The following is an 18478-nucleotide window of genomic DNA, read 5'->3' as shown; positions in this document are numbered from 1 at the left end:
CTCATCATCTCTGTCAAAGGTGCCTCGGCAACGATGGCCCAGCTCCAGGGTTTGTAGTGCTCAACCGCCACGTAGCGGGTGGCGGTATCACTCTCACCGCTTCGACGGGGCGACCAACCGGACTCCAGATCGCCAGAGGACTGGACCGCAGCCAACGACGCCAGCCAAGCCCTGGCGTTGTCGTCCTTGTCATCCAACTTCAGGGACTTGCCAGCGCCGGGCAACCCGAAAACACTGCCCCGAGCAGGGCCCGATGAGAGATTGACGGCAAACACAGCACCCGAGGTAAACAATTTTTGTCCCGCCATCACGGTGTCGAGCTTGCCCAGAATGGCACCCATGTCGGAGCCAATGAACAGGATGCCGATGGTGCGAGTCCCGTCGCGGATGGGCTCATACACGGTCATGTACTCACGGCCAAACAGGCTGGCACGGCCGATATAGGTTTTGCCCTCATTCATGAGGGCATAGGCCGGGTGCTTACGGTCCAGCAGGGTCTTGTAAGCGCGCTCGCCATCCTGCTTTTTGAGGGATGTGGTCACGCGAATGAAATCCTCGCCGGTGCGCGCGAAAATCGTGGCCACGGCACCCATGCTGTCTTTTGAGAATCGGTCCACCACTTCAAAGTCGCCGTTGACGGAGGCCCCCTGGAAAGACAGCACAGCCTCGGGCTTTCCATCGGCCCCAGGCGACTCTGCCACGGTGAATTGACCTGGAAAATTGGCCTTGAACAGGGTGAAGTCGCGCTTGGCCTGCTCTTGCGCCGTTTCATCAAAGGTCTGGACCAAAGTGCGTACCTGGGCGGCGTATTGCATGGCATCACCACGCGCGAGGCGACCGAAGTCTTTCCAGAGCAGGGTACTGACGATGCCCATCGTGGCCAACAAAACCGCCAACAGACTGAGCAAAGCCGTCAAGGACAGCTTGAAGGCGACGGAATGGCGGGAGCTTGAGGGAATCATCTGGTGCTTTTGGGTAATTTATGCATCAACGTGCATACGGAGAACCAAAGTACCCGAAGTCGCGCAAAAACAAAACCATCGCCGGTGCAATGGCCTTTTTAGGCATAGGGAAAACCCTTGCAAAAATTCACCGCAACAACAACTCGCTGCGGCAGACACAGAAGTCGTCATGCAAGTCTGCGTCGAGGTTCCAGCGTGTTCAAGGCAGGCTCAGCGCCTGTCTGCTTTCAAAAACTCTTTGCACCCCAGTGACGGGATCCACAAACTCCAGAGACCGCGCCAGCAGCTGCAGTGGCCGCGAGTAGTCGCCTTCGGGCGGGTCGTTGACGACGGGATAAAAAGGGTCGTTGCGCAGTGGCAGCCCCAGGGCCGCCATATGCACGCGSAACTGGTGGCGCTTGYCAGTGACGGGCGACAGCAGGTACCGAGCCCAGTCGCCTGCGACCTCTAGCACCTGAATATGGGTGTAGCTATTGGGCTCGCCCGACACCTCCTGCATACGAAAGAACTGCGGACTCTCCTCCAACCGGCTGCGGTGGTCACGCGGGAAGGTCAGGTCGGCGCGCCACGGCGCAACGGCCTCGTAATGCTTGATGATCTGTCGATCGCGGAACAGCGCCTGATACGCTCCGCGCGTTGCCTKATGCACTGACAGCATCACCAACCCAGCCGTATCACGGTCAATGCGGTGCAATGGCGAGAGCTCGGGCAGCCCCAATCGGCGTTTGAGGCGTACCAGCAAGGTGTTATGCAGATACCGGCCTGAGGGCGTTACCGGCATGAAGTGCGGCTTATCTGCCACCACCAGATGCTCGTCCTGGTACACCACCGCTTCACTGAACGGCAAGGCGGGCTCGGCGGGAAGACTTCGATAGTAGTAAAGGCGCAGACCTCCCTCAAAAGCCCGATCAGGCAACACGGCCTGCCCGCGTTCATCCACCACGACACCCGCCTCCATGCGCTCGTGCCACCCTTCACGGGATACGGCCGGCAGTCGCTCTGTCAAAAAATCCAGCATGCTGCCCTGCCCTCGCGCAGGCAGTACCACGCAGCTGGGGCTCACCCCATCGCGCACGGGCAATACATGGGGATGGCGAGGGTTGTGCATGGCGTGCAAATTCTAGGGGGTTGGTCGGCGTCAAGATACGCCAGTCCCGACCGGGGATAGCGCTTCACCCGCGCATACAGGTGGAGCACAAAGCCCATGCAGAGCAGCGCTGTAGGACAAGCACGCCAAAAGGCCTGTTAGCCAACGCAATCGACGCAAATTTGCGTTCTGCGGGCTAGCATGGCTGCTCTATGACAAGACCCCAAACGGACCAGCACACCACATCTGCACGCGCAACGGCGACGGCAATGGCACCAGCGGGAGTGACTTCAACGCCTCGCCCGAGGCAGGGCCATAGCAGGGTCCGCATTGCCTGTGGCGTAGCGGGATGCATGGTAGGACTGCTGCTGATAGGCGCTGTAGCGCTGAGCCAGTGGGATTGGAACCGCTCCAAACCCTGGATCAACCAAACCCTCAGCGAGGCAACCGGACGACAGTTTGCGGTGGAGGGCGATTTATCCGCATCCTGGCAGTGGCCACAGCCCCTTGAAGAAGGGTGGCACCGCTGGGTTCCTGGCATCACTGTGCAGGGAACCCAGCTGGTTTTGCAAGACCCTCCAGGATTTGCCCGTCCTGGCAAAGCCGCAACGCCCCAAACCACGGCACGCGCCGAGATGGCGCGCGCATCGCTCAAGCTTTGGCCACTACTGGCGAGGCAAGTGGTCATTGATACCCTGGAGCTGTCTGGCCCGGACATCTCCCTCGCCCGCCTGCGCGACGGCAGCAACAATTGGACGCTGCTCCCCAAGAGGGATCCCGATGACGCCACGCCGCGCTGGGCGTTCAGCATTTATCAGCTAGCGGTTCGCGGGGGGCATTTGGCATATAACGACGCCAAGCAAGACCTTGATCTGACCGCCCGCGTCGACACCCTCAGAGAAGGGCAGACAGTCGTTGCATCGGGGAATGCTGCATCGCCTGCGTCTGGCACGGCGAGTGCCTCTAGCACCCCAGTCTATGGCGTGCACTTCGACCTCAAGGGCACGCTGGGCAAGGTGCGTATCGAGGGTCAGGGTCAGGCCGGCTCTGTGCTCTCGCTGCGCGACAAAGAGGTGAACTACCCCCTGCAATTCACCGCTAAGGCGGGCAGTGTAGAAACAGCCGTTCGGGGTATTCTGGCAAATCCGGGTGCGCTGTCAGGGATGGATTTCCAAGTCATGCTCAAAGGCGCCAGCATGGCTGACCTGTATGCACTCACGGGTCTTGTCCTGCCAAATACGCCCGCATTTCAGACCCAGGGACGATTGCAGGGCAGTCTGCAACCAGGCCGTGCTGTATGGGATTACCGTGACTTCACTGGTACGGTAGGCCAGAGCGATCTGCACGGCAATCTGCGCTTCGTGTCGGCTGCGCCACGCGGCAAACTTTCAGGCGCTATCACATCCAATCAGTTGCGCCTGGTGGACCTGGGACCAGTGCTCGGTACAGCCACCACGGCGACTGCCCAGCCTAGCCGCAATGGCAAGGTACTGCCCAACGCTGCATTTGCCACCGATCGCTGGAGCACCATGGATATGGATCTTAAGTTTGCGGGGCAGCGTGTGATCCGACCCAACAGCCTGCCGCTGGAGGACCTTAGCGTGCATGCCGTATTGGACGATGCCGTGCTGCGCCTGGAACCCTTGCATTTTGGTGTGGCCAAAGGCCAGATTGAATCCAAACTGGTGCTGGACAGCCGCAAACGACCGCTGACGGTACACATGGACACCCGCGTGCAAAACCTGCGGCTCGCTGCGCTGTTTCCCGAGGTGGAACTGACCCAAAAAAGCCTGGGGCGACTCGATGGCGCCATGGCGCTGAATGGCCAGGGGAATTCCGTAGCGCAGTGGCTTGGCAGCAGCAGCGGCGAGGCCCGCCTGTATGTGCGCGATGGCACTCTGAGCCGCGAACTACTGGACCGCGCTGCACTCAACGTGGGCAGCATCGTGGTGGGCAAACTGTTTGGCGACAACAAAGAAGTGCAACTGCGTTGCGCGGTGGCAGATCTGGCGGTGCGCGAAGGCCTTGCCACGGTCCGCACCGCCAAGCTGAGCACCAACGAGGCGGTGGTGGATGTCACGGGCACCATCGACATGGCAGAGGAACGCCTGAACCTGAGCGTGAAACCAGCGTCGCTGGAGTGGAAGTTCTTCTCGCTGCGCACTCCGCTGTACGTGCGCGGCACGCTGGGCAAACCCGATGTGGGCGCAGAACCAGGCCCCCTGCTGTTGCGCGCCGGGGCAGCCATTGCCGCTGCGGTGGCCGCGCCTGCAGCCTTGGCATTGTTACCTGTAACGGTACCCGGAGCTGACGACGACGCGCAGTGTGCGCCCTTGCTTGCTCAAGCTACACAACCGGTCAAGGCAGGGCGCGCTGGCGCGCCGGTCGCGCGCACCACGCCGTCACGCTAAAAAATACTTCTACACCGCCTCTGCGGGTGTGTGGGCCCCAGCGGCCATCGCCAATGAAAAAGCCCACGGCGTGAACCGTGGGCTTTTCGTGGATCTGCGAGGAACCCGAGGTCAGTCGGCCGTCGCCTCTTCAGGCTCTGCAGGCTCGGACTTCGCCGAACGCTCCTTCTTCGGCAAAGGCTGGATATCCAGCAGCACGTCGGGTGTTTCCACACCCTTGTCGTCCTTCTTCATCTCGATATCCACGGTCAGGCGTCCCCCTTCTGTCAGGCGGCCAAACAGCAACTCGTCAGCCAAGGCGCGGCGGATGGTGTCCTGGATCAGGCGCTGCATAGGGCGCGCGCCCATCAGCGGGTCGAAACCCTTCTTGGCCAGGTGCTTGCGCAGGGCATCGGTGAAGGTGACCTCCACCTTCTTCTCGGCCAACTGCGTCTCCAGCTGCAGCAGGAACTTGTCCACTACGCGCAGGATGATCTGTTCATCGAGTGCCTTGAAGTTGACGATGGCATCCAGCCGGTTGCGGAACTCAGGCGTGAACAGGCGCTTGATRTCRSYCATYTCATCGCCCGCCTGCCGCGGGTTGGTRAAGCCRATGGTCGCCTTGTTCATGGTCTCGGCRCCMGCRTTSGTGGTCATSAYGATGAKCACGTTRCGGAAGTCGGCCTTGCGGCCGTTGTTATCCGTCAGCGTGCCGTGGTCCATGACCTGCAGCAGCACGTTGAAGATGTCCGGATGTGCTTTCTCGATCTCATCGAGCAGCAGCACCGCGTGCGGCTTCTTCGTGATGGCTTCCGTCAGCAGRCCACCTTGGTCGAAACCGACATAACCTGGAGGCGCGCCAATCAGGCGGCTCACGGCATGGCGCTCCATGTACTCGGACATGTCAAAACGGATCAGCTCGATGCCCATGATGTAGGCAAGCTGCTTGGCCGCTTCAGTCTTGCCGACGCCGGTGGGACCGCTGAACAGGAACGAGCCGATCGGCTTGTCGCCCTTGCCCAGACCCGAGCGTGCCATCTTGACGGCACTGGCAAGCACTTCCAATGCCTTGTCCTGGCCGAACACCACGCTTTTCAGGTCGCGCTCCAGCGTCTGCAACTTGCCGCGGTCGTCATTGGACACGTTGGCAGGCGGAATGCGTGCGATCTTGGCCACGATCTCTTCGATCTCGGCCTTGCCGATGGTCTTCTTGCGCTTGCTCGGCACCATGATGCGCTGGGCCGCACCGGCTTCATCGATSACGTCGATYGCCTTGTCGGGCAGGTGGCGGTCGTTGATGTACTTGGCGCTCAGYTCKGCCGCAGCCTGCAGGGCAGCTGCAGCGTACTTCACGCTGTGATGCTCTTCAAAACGAGACTTCAGCCCCTTCAGGATGTCGATGGTTTCGGCCACGCTGGGCTCCACCACGTCCACTTTCTGGAAGCGGCGCGACAAGGCAGCATCTTTCTCGAATATCCCCCGGTACTCCGTGAAAGTGGTCGCACCGATGCACTTGAGCTGGCCACTGGACAGCGCCGGCTTCAGCAGGTTGGAAGCATCGAGCGTTCCTCCAGAGGCCGCACCCGCACCGATCARSGTGTGGATCTCGTCGATGAAMAGGATSGCGTTSGGCTTGTCCTTGAGCGACTTGAGCACGCCCTTSAGGCGCTGCTCGAAGTCGCCRCGGTACTTGGTGCCCGCAAGCAAAGCACCCATGTCCAGGGAGTACACCGTTGCCTCGGCCAGGATCTCGGGCACATCGTTTTGCGTGATCCGCCAAGCCAGGCCCTCGGCAATCGCAGTCTTGCCCACCCCTGCCTCGCCCACCAGCAGAGGATTGTTTTTGCGGCGACGGCACAGAATCTGGATCGTGCGCTCGACCTCGTAATGGCGGCCGATCAATGGATCGATCTTGCCATCCTTAGCGGCCTGGTTCAGGTTCTGAGTGAACTGCTCCAGCGGCGACGCCTTTTCGTTACGCTCACCACCACCGCCCTCTTCGCCCTCGGCCTGATTCTCGGCCTTAGCGGGCTCGGGAGGCTCGCCCTTCTTGATACCGTGGGCAATGAAATTCACCACATCCAGGCGCGTGACACCTTGCTGGTGCAGGTAGTACACGGCGTGCGAATCCTTTTCGCCAAAAATTGCCACGAGCACATTGGCACCCGTCACCTCTTTTTTGCCGTTGCCSGTGGACTGCACGTGCATGATGGCGCGCTGGATCACACGCTGGAATCCCAGCGTAGGCTGGGTGTCTACCTCGTCGGTACCTGCGACCTGCGGGGTGTTGTCTTTGATGAAATTCGCCAGCGATGAACGCAGATCATCGATATTGGCCGAACATGCGCGCAGCACCTCCGCTGCGCTGGGGTTATCGAGCAATGCAAGCAACAGATGCTCCACGGTGATGAACTCGTGGCGCTGCTGACGGGCCTCAACAAAGGCCATGTGCAAGCTGACTTCCAGTTCCTGGGCAATCATGTGAACTCCTTTGTGCTTGCGTGGAAGGGATAACTTTAGATCGGGACAAAAGACCTGTTATTCAACAGGCTCACTGACACATTGCAGTGGGTGGCCCGCCTTGAGGGCGGCGTCAAGCACTTGCTCTACCTTGGTGGCTGCCACATCGCGCGAATAAACGCCGCAGACGCCTTTGCCATCGAGRTGGATCTTCAACATGATCTGGGTSGCRGTTTCGCGRTCYTTRYTGAAAWAYTCCTGCAGMACSACGATSACGAACTCCATGGGCGTGTAGTCGTCGTTCAGCATGACCACCTGGTACATCTGCGGCGGCTGGGTCTTTTGGGTGCGCCTCTCGAGCACGACCGAACCGCCATCATCCCGCGCAGGCCGGGTCACGGGCGGCGCGGTGGGGGGTGAAGGTGGTTTTGTTGCCATGAAAATCATTCTAGCGACCCGAACAGGGTGCCGCTGCAGGAGAAGCTGGTTGTTGACCAGGTATTTTTCAACCCACGGCTTACAGAAACTTCTGCGGGGAACTCAATCACTCGTACACCACATTGGCGGCACCGGCACCCACTTGGGCAGTCCATGCCGCCAACGCCGCATCGCTGGGGTAGAAACGCGCGTTTTCGCCCAGTTGCAACTCTGCCACTGCAGTAGCATCGTCCGACTGGCAGCGCACGCCCATGCGCACGCGCAACCCGTGCACCAACTCCCCTTCAGCGACCTCTTCGCGCAACGGCGGAAACTCGCGCACCAAGCGCGGCACATCTGGCGCCTTATCACCCACGGTCACATGCAGGTATTTGCCAAACCGGCAGCGCGCGCCCGCCAGGTCCCACACCTGCTGCACCTTGACGCGCAGACCGCCACTGAAGTGGTCCAGCTGCAGCCGGCCCATCATCACTACAAACTCATCTTCCTTGAGCTGATTGCGGTAGGTATTGAGCAACGCCTCATCGGCAGAAGCCTCAATCACAGCAGACTTGTCGTCCAGCTTGAAGAGTCCCAGCCTCCCGCGTTGCCCGTTGATGACCCGAAAGTCGCTGATGATGCCGGCAAGTATCTGGGGCTCGCGGCTGTCAAGCAGCTCATCGATCTGGGTGCGCACAAAGCGGCGCACCTCGGTGGCCACTTCGTCAAAAAGATGGCCAGACAGGTAGAACCCAACGGCGGTTTTTTCCAGCGTAAGCCGTTCCTTGATACCCCAGGGCGTTGCGTCCACCAGATCGGGCTCCTGGGTGCTGGAGCCATGGGCATCGTCACCCATCATGTCAAACAACCCGCCCTGGTTGACGTTGGCCAGCGTTGCGGCAGCAAAGTCAAAGGCCCGATCAATAGAGGCCACCAGGGCCGCCCGGTTGAGATGGATCGAGTCAAAGGCACCCGCCTTGATCAGGGCCTCGACCGTGCGCTTGTTCATGCGGGCCTTGTCCACTCGCACGCAGAAGTCAAACAGACTTTTGAAGGGCCCTTTGGTCGAACCCTGGGGGCCTTCACCGCGCCCTTCACGGGCCGCGACGATAGCTTCGATCGCCTGCTGTCCAGTGCCTTTCACCGCCCCCAGACCGTAACGGATGATCTTGTCGGTGACTGGTTCAAACCGATAAAAGCCCCGATTCACGTCCGGCGGCTCGAACGACAGCCCCATCTTGTGTGCATCCTCGAACAGCACCTTGAGCTTGTCGGTGTCGTCCATTTCCACGGTCATGTTKGCGCAGAAGAACTCGGCCGTGTAGTGSACCTTGAGCCARCCAGTGTGGTACGCCAGCAGRGAGTARGCRGCSGCGTGYGACTTGTTGAAGCCRTAGCCYGCGAACTTCTCCATCARGTCGAASAYCTCGTCGGCCTTCTCCTGGCTGATGCCTTTCTCCGCTGCGCCCTTGCGGAAGATGGCTCGGTGTTCGGCCATTTCCTCAGCCTTCTTTTTCCCCATGGCACGCCGAAGCATGTCGGCGCCGCCCAAGCTATATCCGCCCAGCACCTGGGCGGTCTGCATCACCTGCTCCTGGTACACCATGATGCCGTAGGTCTCGGCCAGCACCGGCTCTACCAGCGGGTGGGGGTAGATGACCTCTTCCTTGCCATGTTTGCGGTTCACAAAGCTGGGAATCAGGTCCATAGGCCCCGGCCGGTACAACGCATTCAAGGCAATGAGGTCTTCCAGCCGACTGGGCCGCGCMTCYTTCARCATGCCCTGCATGCCGCGGCTTTCRAACTGGAACACYGCTTCGGTCTTRCCCTCGGAGAACAGCCGATAAGTGGGTCCGTCGTCGAGGGGAATATTTTCGAACGCGAAATTCTCCTGGCCCTTGTGCCGCTTCATGATGAACTCGCGCGCAATTTCCAGAATGGTGAGCGTGGCAAGCCCCAAGAAGTCGAACTTCACCAAGCCGATGGCTTCCACGTCGTCCTTGTCATACTGGCTCACGGCGGAATCGCTGCCCGGCTGCTGGTACAGCGGACAAAAATCGGTGAGCTTGCCGGGCGCGATCAGAACGCCACCGGCATGCATGCCGATGTTCCGCGTCATGCCCTCAAGCTTTTGTGCCATCTCGATGACGGTCTTGACGTCTTCTTCCTTGCGCACGCGCTCGTAGAGCATGGGCTCCAGTTCCAGCGCATAGTTGTTCTTGTCGCCTTCCTTTTTCACCTCAGGCGGATAGGCCAGGGTGTAGGACATGCCCGGCTTGCCGGGCACCAGCTTGGAGATGCCATCACAAAATGTGTAGCTCATGTCCATGACCCGGCCCACGTCGCGGATTGCCGCCTTGGCTGCCATCGTGCCGAAGGTAGCGATCTGGCTCACGGCGTTCTTGCCGTACTTGTCCTTGACGTAGTCAATCACCCGGTCGCGGTTGGATTGGCAGAAGTCGATGTCGAAGTCAGGCATCGAAACGCGCTCCGGGTTCAGGAATCGCTCGAATAGCAGGTTGTATTGCAGCGGGTCCAGGTCAGTGATCTTTAGCGCATAAGCGACCAGAGAACCGGCGCCGGAGCCACGGCCGGGCCCCACTGGGCAGCCGTTCTGCTTCGCCCACTGGATGAAATCACCCACGATCAGGAAGTAGCCCGGGAACCCCATTTTGAGGATGGTGCCCAGCTCGAACTCCAGGCGCTCGACATAGCGCGGGCGCTCCGTGTCCCTCTCAGCTTCGTTAGGAAAAAGATGTTTCAGGCGGTCCTCCAGCCCTTCTAACGACGCGTAGCGGAAATACTCGTCGATGGGCATGCCGTTGGGCGTCGGAAAATCCGGAAGCTGCGGCTTGCCCAGCACCAGGGTCAGGTTGCAGCGTTGTGCAATCTCGACCGTATTGGCGATGGCCGATGGCAGGTCGGCAAACAAGGCCTCCATCTCCGCCGAGGACTTGAAATACTGGTCGCGGGTGAACTTGCGGACACGACGCGGGTTTGCCAGGATTTCCCCCTCGGCGATACAGATGCGCGCCTCGTGGGCCTCGTAATCATCGGGCTCGGCAAACTGAACGGGGTGGGTCGCCACCACCGGCAGGTTCAACCGTGCAGCAAGCTGAGCGGCTGCCACCACATGGGCTTCATCGTCGTTTCGGCCGGCCCGTTGCAGCTCGATGTAAAACCGGTGCGGAAAAATGCCCGCCAAGCGCAACGCAACGTCGGCGGCACCTGACTCATCCCCCTTCATCAGCGCTTGCCCTACCGGACCCGCCTGCGCGCCAGACAGGGCAATCAATCCCTCTGACAGCTCTTCCAGCCACGTCCAAGTGCTCAGCGCCAGGTTCTTGACGATATTGCGCGTCCAGGCCCGCGCCAGCAGCTCCGACAGATTCAGATACCCCTGGCGACTCTGCACCAGGAGGATAAGGCGCGATGGGACACCTCCCGCCTCGCCTTCAAGAAAGATTTCTGCACCCAAGATGGGCTTGACACCTTTACCTCGCGCTTCCTTGTAGAACTTGATCGCCCCGAAGAGGTTATTGAGATCGGTGATGGCCAGAGCGGGCTGGCCGTCCTTGGCGGCCGCTTTGGCCACCTCGTCGATGCGRTTGGTRCCGTCRACGACGGARAACTCGGTGTGCAGGCGCARRTGAACAAACATGCAGGCATTGTAGAAACCCCTGCGACTCTCCAACAGGACTTGCGTCGGCAGCGCCTTGGCGCTGCTGGCGCCACCAGTACAATGCTTTTCGTGCCCGAAATGGCGCCGAAGGCTTCCGTGACGAGTACGCCAAGCGCACTCCCCCATGACTGAACCCTCGGGCCTTTCTTTGTGCACCTTTTTCCTTCTTTGCTGAAAGCTGCTTGCGATGCTGCGTGCCCCACTGCCCCTTGTTTCCGCCCTGCTGCTGGCTGGTTTGCTGGTTGGCTGCTCCAGCACCACAGTTGATAAAACGGCAGGCTGGAGTCCCAATCGCATCCACTCGGAAGCCCAGGACGAAATGAACAGCGGGGCGTATGACAAGGCCGTTCCTCTGCTGGAAAAACTGGAAGGCCGTGCGGCAGGCACGCCACTGGCACAGCAGGCCCAGATCGACAAAGCCTATGCCCACTACAAGGCGGGCGAAAAGGCGCAAGCCGTCGCAACGCTGGACCGCTTCATGAAGCTGCACCCTGCCAGCCCTGCATTGGACTATGCGCTGTACCTGAAGGGCCTGGTCAACTTCAACGACAACTTGGGTCTGTTCTCATTTATCTCGCGCCAGGATCTATCAGAGCGTGACCAAAAGGCGGCCAAAGACTCCTTTGAAGCATTCAGCGAACTGGTCACACGCTTTCCTGAGTCCCGTTATGCGCAGGACTCGCGCCAGCGCATGACCTACATCGTCAACTCGCTAGCCCAATATGAAGTGCATGTGGCGCGGTACTACTTCCAGCGTGGCGCCTATGTGGCTGCCATCAGTCGCGCGCAGGTCGCATTGGCAGACTACCAGGGCGTGCCCGCGCTGGAAGAGGCGTTGTACATCCTGATCCAGTCGTACGACGCGCTCGGAATGACCCAGCTGCGGGACGATGCACGCCGCGTGATGGACAAGTCCTACCCTCAAAGCGCCTATCTGAATGGCGGCGTCAAAGGCAAGTCGGATCCGTGGTGGAAGGTTTGGTAAGCGCCATCAGCGCAGACTGAAACTCTTCGGGCGATTCCAGCCCGCGCATGGGGGGCAAAGCTGCCAGCAAGCGCTTGCCATAGCCCATAGTGATGAGGCGCGTGTCGCCCACCACCAAAATACCCCGATCCGCTTCATGCCGGATCAAACGCCCGGCACCTTGCTTGAGTGCCACCGCCGCCTCTGGCAGAGCGTAGGCAGTGAACGCTTTGCCACCAGCCATTTCGATGTGTTGGGTGCGAGCCTCCACCAATGGATCTCCCGGGGGCGGAAAAGGCAGCTTGTCGATAACCACCAGTTGCAGAGCATCGCCTGGCACATCAAACCCCTCCCAGAAGGAAGCCGAAGCCACCAGCACGCAACCCGGCCGCCCGTGCGATGCCCCCTCGCGAAAACGCTCCATCAGGCGCCGCTTGGGCCACTCGCCCTGCACCAGCACCTCCAACGTGCCTGAAGCCTGCCAACGTGCTTTGAGTGCGTCGCCAATGGTGCGCAAGGCCTTGAGCGTGGTGGTCAGCACCAGCGTGCGCCCGCCCAGCGGCTCGGCGGCCAGTGCAACCCAGTCAGCCACGCTACGGCTGTGGGACGGATCTGCAGGCGACGGCAACTGGCGCGGCACATACAAAGCCGCCTGTCGCGCATAGTCGAAGGGGCTGGCCACCCGAAGGATGCGAGCATCCGTGAGCCCAGCTCGTTCGGTGAACCAGGTCAACGCCTCGTCCGCACCGAGGGTCGCAGAGGTGAAAATCCACGCCCTGCCGGCGTTTGCGCCAGGCTCCTCGGGCCAAGCTTCGCCGTCCGAGGTTTCAGCGGGCGACGCCAGAATCCGGGTGCGCATGGCGTCTGCAATGTCCAACGGGGACTCGATCAGGCGCAACTGGTTGCCCACATCGAGCCAACGCACCGCATCGGCCTGGCACGGGCCTGAAAACCTGGCCAGCCGGGCCAATAGTGCACTGCCCCGTTCGTACAGGCGCTCCAGATCGGGGGACATTTCGCTCACGGTGTCCAGGGCCTCCAGCGCCTGTGCACACGCCAAGGCCAGTGCGCGCAGCGCGGACTGCCATACGGCGCCCGAGACACCTTCGGGAGCCTCCTCCGTCCAGCGCAATCTGCCCCCTCCCGAAATGCCATTCAGTCCCTGGAAAGCAGCGGTGCCCACGACCAGACGGAGGTCCCGCGCAGACAACTCCAGAAGCTGCGCCAGGCCTGTCCAGTCAGCCAGACCGCGCGCATGCTGCAGCCCGGCTATCAAGAGGTCACGGGCAAAGTCCAACCATTGCCCCGTGGAAATCTGCGTACCCAAAAACTGYACGCCAGTCTCATTGATCTGGTGGGCCTCATCAAAAACGACCACACGCACCGTCGGCAGCAACTCGGCCATGCCTGACTCGCGTACCGCCACATCCGCAAAGAACAGATGGTGATTGATGACCACGATGTCAGCCGCCAACGCCTCGCGCCGCGCCCGATGAACATGGCATTCCCTAAAGCGCAGGCAGGAAGACCCCAGGCAGTTCTCACGCGTCGAGGTGACCAGGGGGATCACGGGCGATCGCTCGTCCAACCCTGTCAGCTCGGCCAGATCGCCGGATACGGTCTGGCGCGACCAATCCTCCACCTTGGCCAGCACACGGGCGACGCCTCGGTCCAAGGACTGAGCATCCTGCCGTGCCTGCTCCATGCGGTGCAGGCACAAGTAACTGGCGCGCCCCTTGAGCAGGGCCATGCGAACGGGCAGCCCCAGGATGTGCGCCAAGCGGGGCAGATCGCGGGCGAACAACTGGTCTTGCAAGGCCTTGGTGGCCGTAGACAACAGCACCCGCTCGCCACTCAGCAAGGCCGGCACCAGGTAGGCAAAGGTCTTGCCCACTCCAGTGCCTGCCTCCACCACCAGCGCCCCTCCCTCTGTAATGGTCTGGGCCACCGCAATGGCCATCTGGGTCTGACCGTCACGCGGTTGAAAATGCCCATCCGCCCTCGCTAGCACACCATCGGGGGCAAACACCTCGGGCACCATGGCCTCCAGTGACATCACGCGGGCTCTTGCGGTTGAAGTTGCCGCTCCAGCCGCTCCATCGCGTCACGCAACACGAGTCGGCGCTTTTTGAGACGGCGCAGGGTGAGTTCGTCGGGTGCCGCTTCGGGCTTACACCGGTCGATGAGTGCGTCGAGATCGGCATGTTCCATGCGCAGCTCGATCAACTGACGGTGGGGAGAGTGCAGGCTGGGTTTCAAGGCAGGAGGCCATGGGCATGGCAAAAATGCCACAGGCGGGCGGATAATACGCGCTTGGCCCGCTTTCCACGACAGGCGTTCGCGTAGGCGCCCCCACAATCTGCAGCATGACCAAAGCGTTTCGCCTCATCGCCTCCACCGGCATCCACAAGGGTGACCGCGAATACCAGCAAGACCAGGTGGCCCTGATCTCCCACGAGCGGCACAACGGCTGCGTTCTGGGTGTGGTTGCCGACGGGATGGGCGGCCGCAGCGGGGGGCGCAAAGCATCAGACCAGGTCATGATGACAGCACGGCAACTGTTCGAGCGGTACTCGCCAGACACCGATGACCCGGTGGCAATGCTCAAGAACATGGTTGAAGAGGCCCACATCGTTATCCGGTTGACGGCCATATCGGCAGAGCAGGAACCTCACAGCACCATCGCTGCGTTTCTCATCAATCCCCGGGGCGACTGCCATTGGGTGCATGCGGGCGACTCGCGCATCTACCACTTTCAAGGCTCACGGCTGGCATTCCGCACCAGCGACCACTCTTATGTGCAAGCCCTGGTGGACCGGGGTGAGCTGACGGAAGCCGAGGCCAACAACCATCCTCATTCCAACATTCTGGTGGGTTGCCTGGGCACAGAGAGTGACCCGCCCATCACTACCCACGTCATTCCGCAACTTCAGCCGGGCGATGTCTTGCTGGCCTGCAGCGATGGGGTTTGGCACTACTTTTCTCCCACCGAACTGGCATCGGTGGTCGATTCGCTGTCGCCCCGCGAAGCGACGGAGTTCCTGATTGAAAAAGCCCGCTCCCGGGCACGCGGAGGCGGCGACAACCTGTCGCTGGTGGTCGTCAAGATCGAAGCCCTGGCCGAAGAGAAAAAGATTGCTCGCCTGACGCCGCTGGATACGGGTCGGCCCTGAGGGCATTGTCCGCACCACCCATCGGAGCGTCGACGGGTGAGCGCAAACCCATCGAGCAACCAGCAGGTAGTCGCCGCTACCCTATCTTCAGCCACTCGGCCACTGATTGCTTGGCTCGGCCGCCCTTCCAAACTCAGCGAGGCGCAGAAGCAGCAGGCGCTGGCAAGGGCGCTGCAGGCTTGCGGCCCTGAGCCAGGGCATCGGCTTGGGATTTTTCGACCCGCGCGCGGCGCTCCTCCGCCGCTTGGAGCGCCTCGGCATGTTTGGCACGCGATTGGGCAGCGCGCTCAGCAGTCCCCGCAGCGCGGGCCGCCTGTTCACTGGCCTGAACCTGGGCACGGCTATTTTGTTGCTGCGCGCGTTGGTGTGCGTCCTGGTCCCGCTGTGCCTTGGCAACATCCGGATCGGCGGATGGCTTGCGAACCTGCGCGTCAGCGCGTTTGCTCGCTGGCGGTACGGCCATTTGCTTATCTTCAATGGCCCGCAGGCGCTCCGCCGCTTTCTCCCTGCGCTCGGCATCGTTGAGTTCAATTTCCTGCGCACGCAATCGGTCGTGGGACTCCCGAGCCTTGGCGCGTACACCGCGCAAGCAATCCTCCACGGCAAAGCGTTGGTAGCACACCGCCTCATCCTGCTGCCGCCGGGCCGTCAGTGCCTCGCGCTCCATTTTGATTCGGTCACGCTCCACTTTGCGATGTGCAGCGGTCGACGCGGATGCGGCATCTACTTCTACCCCCGTCGCGGCCCAGGCCGGGGCGACCAGCACAGGCAGTGTTGAGCAAGCCAGCGCCAGCACTACCGCCAAAAAGCGACCACCGGTCTTGTTCATGTCAACCCCGTATCCACCATGCGGCGCTCCAGCGCCAGAAACTCCTTGGACTGCATCTCGTTGAGCCGGGACACTGTGCGCGGAAACTCGTGAGCCAAAGGCCCTTCGGTATACAACTGCTCGGGCGGCACAGCCGCCGACAGGATGAGTTTGACCCGGCGGTCGTACAGCACATCCACCAGCCAGGTAAAGCGCCGCGCAGGCGACGCCATGCTCACAGGCATGTAAGGAACATCGGACAGCAACACCGTGTGGAACTGCGTTGCAAGTTCCAGGTAGTCGTTTTGCGATCGAGGACCACCACACAGTGTCTTGAAGTCAAACCACACCACCCCGCCAGCCTTGCGACGGGCGCGAATTTCGCGCGCCTCGATATGCAGCACGGGATCTTCATCGTGCACTTCAGCGAGTTGATCGAACGCCTGGTTCATCTCGGCATCCGCCTCTGCGCCCAGTGGCGTGTGATACAGCTTTACGTGCTCCAGCGTACGCCGGCGGTAATCGGTGCCATTGTCCACATTGACCACCTCCAGCCGCTCGTTGAGCAGTGCAATGGCAGGCAAGATGCGGTCCCGATGCAAGCCACCGGGGTAAAGGTCGTCAGGCTTGAAATTGGAAGTGGTCACGAAGCCGACGCCGTTGTCGAACAACGCCACCAGCAATCGGTGCAGGATCATCGCGTCCGTGATGTCCGCCACATGGAACTCATCAAAACAGATGAGCTTGTAGCGTTTGGCAATGCGCTCGCCCAACACATCCAGCGGATTGACCGTGCCCTGAAGGGCCGCCAGTTCGCGATGCACCTCACGCATGAATTCGTGAAAGTGCAAGCGCACCTTTCGCTTCAGGGGAACAGCGTCAAAAAAGCACTCCATCAAAAAGCTCTTGCCGCGCCCCACCCCGCCATACATGTAGACACCGCGGGGAATCTCCGGGCGGTTGATCAGCTTCTTGATCGCGTTGGAGCGCCGAGCCTTGTACTGGGCCCACTCGTCAGCACAGCGCTGCAGGGCTTCCACTGCTCGCAGCTGGGCGGGGTCGCTTTGATAGCCTTTGGCGGCCAGCTCGGCCAGGTAAGCCTGTTTGACGGTCACTTTGCGGTTGCTCTGATACTACAAAATTGATAGCTGCAAGCGCATGTTAATCATGCGCTTGCAGCCGATTGAGACCCAATATCAGAAGTTCAGCGTGCGCTTGTCCACCGCCAGCGCTGCTTCCTTGGTGGCCTCGCTCAAGCTGGGGTGGGCATGGCAAATGCGTGCGATGTCTTCGCTGCTGGCCTTGAACTCCATGGCCACAACGGCMTCGGAGATCAGCTCGCTGGCCTGTGGGCCCACGATGTGCACACCCAGGATCTCGTCGGTCTCGGCATCCGCCAGCATCTTGACCATGCCGGTGGTGTCGCCCAGCGCACGTGCGCGGCCATTGGCCAGGAACGGGAAGCTGCCCGCCTTGTACTTGACCCCATCGGCCTTGAGCTGCTGCTCAGTGCGGCCCACCCAGGCGATCTCGGGGCTGGTGTAGATGACCCAGGGGATGGTGTTGAAGTTGACRTGRCCRTGCTGGCCSGCAATGCGCTCSGCCACGGCAACGCCCTCTTCCTCGGCCTTGTGSGCRAGCATSGGGCCGCGCACCACGTCGCCSACCGCCCAGACGCYGGGCAGATTGGTCTTGCAGTCAGCATCCACCACGATGGCGCCGCGCTCGTCGAGCTKCASGCCCRCCGCTTCGGTGTTCAGGCCGATGGTGTTGGGCACGCGGCCGATGGAGACGATGAGCTTGTCCACGTCCAACGACTGTGCTTCGCCCTTGGCATTGGTGTAGGCAATGCTCACACCCTTTTTGCCGGTCTTGATTTCGCCGACCTTCACGCCCAGCTCGATCTTCAGGCCCTGCTTGTCGAAGGCCTTCTTGGCTTCCTTGGCGATCTGCTCATCCACCGCGCCCAGGAAAGTGGGCAGACCTTCGAGGATGGTGACTTCAGCGCCCAGGCGGCGCCAGACCGAGCCCATTTCCAGGCCGATCACGCCCGAGCCGATGAGGCCGAGCTTCTTAGGCACGGCGCCAACGCGCAGCGCACCGTCGTTGGACAGCACCAGTTCTTCGTCGAACGGCGTGCCGGGCAGCGCACGGGCGTTGGAGCCGGTGGCGATGATGATCTGCTTACCGGTCAGCGTCTCTTCRGCGGCRCCYGCCACCTTGATCTCGTARCCGSCTTCGSCMGCCTTCACGAACGAGCCRCGGCCRTGGAAGAAGSTGAYCTTGTTCTTCTTGAACAGGTACAGGATGCCGTCGTTGTTCTGCTTCACGACSKKGTCCTTGCGGGCAATCATCTTGGCCACGTCCATCTTGACGCCGGTGGCGGTGATGCCATGCTCGGCAAAGTGCTTGTTGGCATGCTCGAAATGCTCGGACGACTGAAGCAGGGCCTTGGAGGGAATGCAGCCCACGTTGGTGCAAGTGCCGCCAGGTGCGGGGCCGCCCTTCTCGTTCTTCCACTCGTCGATACAGGCG

At 61.2% G+C, this 18478-nt stretch carries 13 protein-coding genes; 3 read left to right on the top strand and 10 right to left on the bottom strand.

The features are described from left to right. Positions 1-962, bottom strand: a 962-nt coding sequence (locus tag AC04MI_RS16520) for a Cache 3/Cache 2 fusion domain-containing protein (RefSeq protein ID WP_476498189.1), incomplete at its 3' end; no start/stop codon positions are given. A gap of 199 nt (positions 963-1161) precedes the next feature. Next, entirely contained in the window at positions 1162-2070 is a 909-nt protein-coding gene (locus AC04MI_RS16515; RefSeq protein WP_476498187.1) for a pseudouridine synthase, read from the bottom strand. 332 nt (positions 2071-2402) lie between these two features. On the opposite strand from AC04MI_RS16515, the gene AC04MI_RS16510 reads away from it, so the two are divergent. After that, positions 2403-4460, top strand: a complete 2058-nt coding sequence (locus AC04MI_RS16510) for an AsmA family protein (RefSeq protein ID WP_476498186.1) — start codon at positions 2403-2405, stop codon at positions 4458-4460. Between the two features lie 111 nt (positions 4461-4571). On the opposite strand, the gene clpA is transcribed toward AC04MI_RS16510, so the two are convergent. The 3 genes from clpA to dnaE form a co-directional block, all read right to left on the bottom strand. Beyond that, positions 4572-6920 carry an ATP-dependent Clp protease ATP-binding subunit ClpA gene (clpA, locus tag AC04MI_RS16505; protein WP_476498185.1) on the bottom strand — a complete coding sequence of 783 codons (2349 nt, stop codon included), beginning with the start codon at positions 6918-6920 and terminating at the stop codon, positions 4572-4574. A gap of 57 nt (positions 6921-6977) precedes the next feature. After that, positions 6978-7346: an ATP-dependent Clp protease adapter ClpS gene (gene clpS, locus AC04MI_RS16500; RefSeq protein ID WP_476498184.1), complete on the bottom strand. Its 369-nt coding sequence runs from the start codon at positions 7344-7346 to the stop codon at positions 6978-6980. Positions 7347-7443: 97 nt separating this feature from the next. Next, entirely contained in the window at positions 7444-10977 is a 3534-nt protein-coding gene (gene dnaE, locus AC04MI_RS16495; RefSeq protein ID WP_476498190.1) for a DNA polymerase III subunit alpha, read from the bottom strand. A 208-nt stretch (positions 10978-11185) separates the two neighbouring features. On the opposite strand from dnaE, the gene AC04MI_RS16490 reads away from it, so the two are divergent. Beyond that, positions 11186-11983, top strand: coding sequence for an outer membrane protein assembly factor BamD (locus AC04MI_RS16490; protein WP_056744462.1), 798 nt, complete (start codon positions 11186-11188; stop codon positions 11981-11983). Here the strand turns inward: AC04MI_RS16490 and AC04MI_RS16485 are convergent. Then, on the bottom strand, positions 11946-14018 hold the full coding sequence (locus AC04MI_RS16485; protein WP_436077514.1) for a DNA repair helicase YoaA: 2073 nt from the start codon (positions 14016-14018) through the stop codon (positions 11946-11948). The two genes, AC04MI_RS16490 and AC04MI_RS16485, sit on opposite strands and share 38 nt — an antisense overlap. Continuing rightward, entirely contained in the window at positions 14018-14221 is a 204-nt protein-coding gene (locus AC04MI_RS16480; protein ID WP_108499247.1) for a YdcH family protein, read from the bottom strand. The genes AC04MI_RS16485 and AC04MI_RS16480 overlap by 1 nt, the downstream gene beginning before the upstream one ends. Before the next feature lie 107 nt (positions 14222-14328). Between AC04MI_RS16480 and AC04MI_RS16475 the strand changes: the two genes are divergently transcribed. Next, positions 14329-15135, top strand: coding sequence for a PP2C family protein-serine/threonine phosphatase (locus AC04MI_RS16475; protein WP_056063373.1), 807 nt, complete (start codon positions 14329-14331; stop codon positions 15133-15135). A gap of 133 nt (positions 15136-15268) precedes the next feature. Here the strand turns inward: AC04MI_RS16475 and AC04MI_RS16470 are convergent, their stop codons facing one another. The 3 genes from AC04MI_RS16470 to lpdA all read right to left on the bottom strand — a co-directional run. Continuing rightward, positions 15269-15964 carry a hypothetical protein gene (locus AC04MI_RS16470; protein ID WP_260667128.1) on the bottom strand — a complete coding sequence of 232 codons (696 nt, stop codon included), beginning with the start codon at positions 15962-15964 and terminating at the stop codon, positions 15269-15271. After that, the gene (gene zapE / locus AC04MI_RS16465) at positions 15961-17058 is read right to left on the bottom strand and encodes a cell division protein ZapE (protein WP_436077191.1); all 1098 of its coding nucleotides are present in this window, start codon (positions 17056-17058) and stop codon (positions 15961-15963) included. The genes AC04MI_RS16470 and zapE overlap by 4 nt, the downstream gene beginning before the upstream one ends. Positions 17059-17139: 81 nt before the next feature. After that, the coding region (lpdA, locus tag AC04MI_RS16460; RefSeq protein WP_476498183.1) for a dihydrolipoyl dehydrogenase at positions 17140-18478 on the bottom strand (1339 nt) is incomplete at its 5' end.

It is taken from the genome of Acidovorax sp. LjRoot204 (assembly GCF_056175785.1).
Note: the sequence above shows the minus strand (reverse complement) of the source record. Positions and strands in the feature narration are given on the sequence as shown.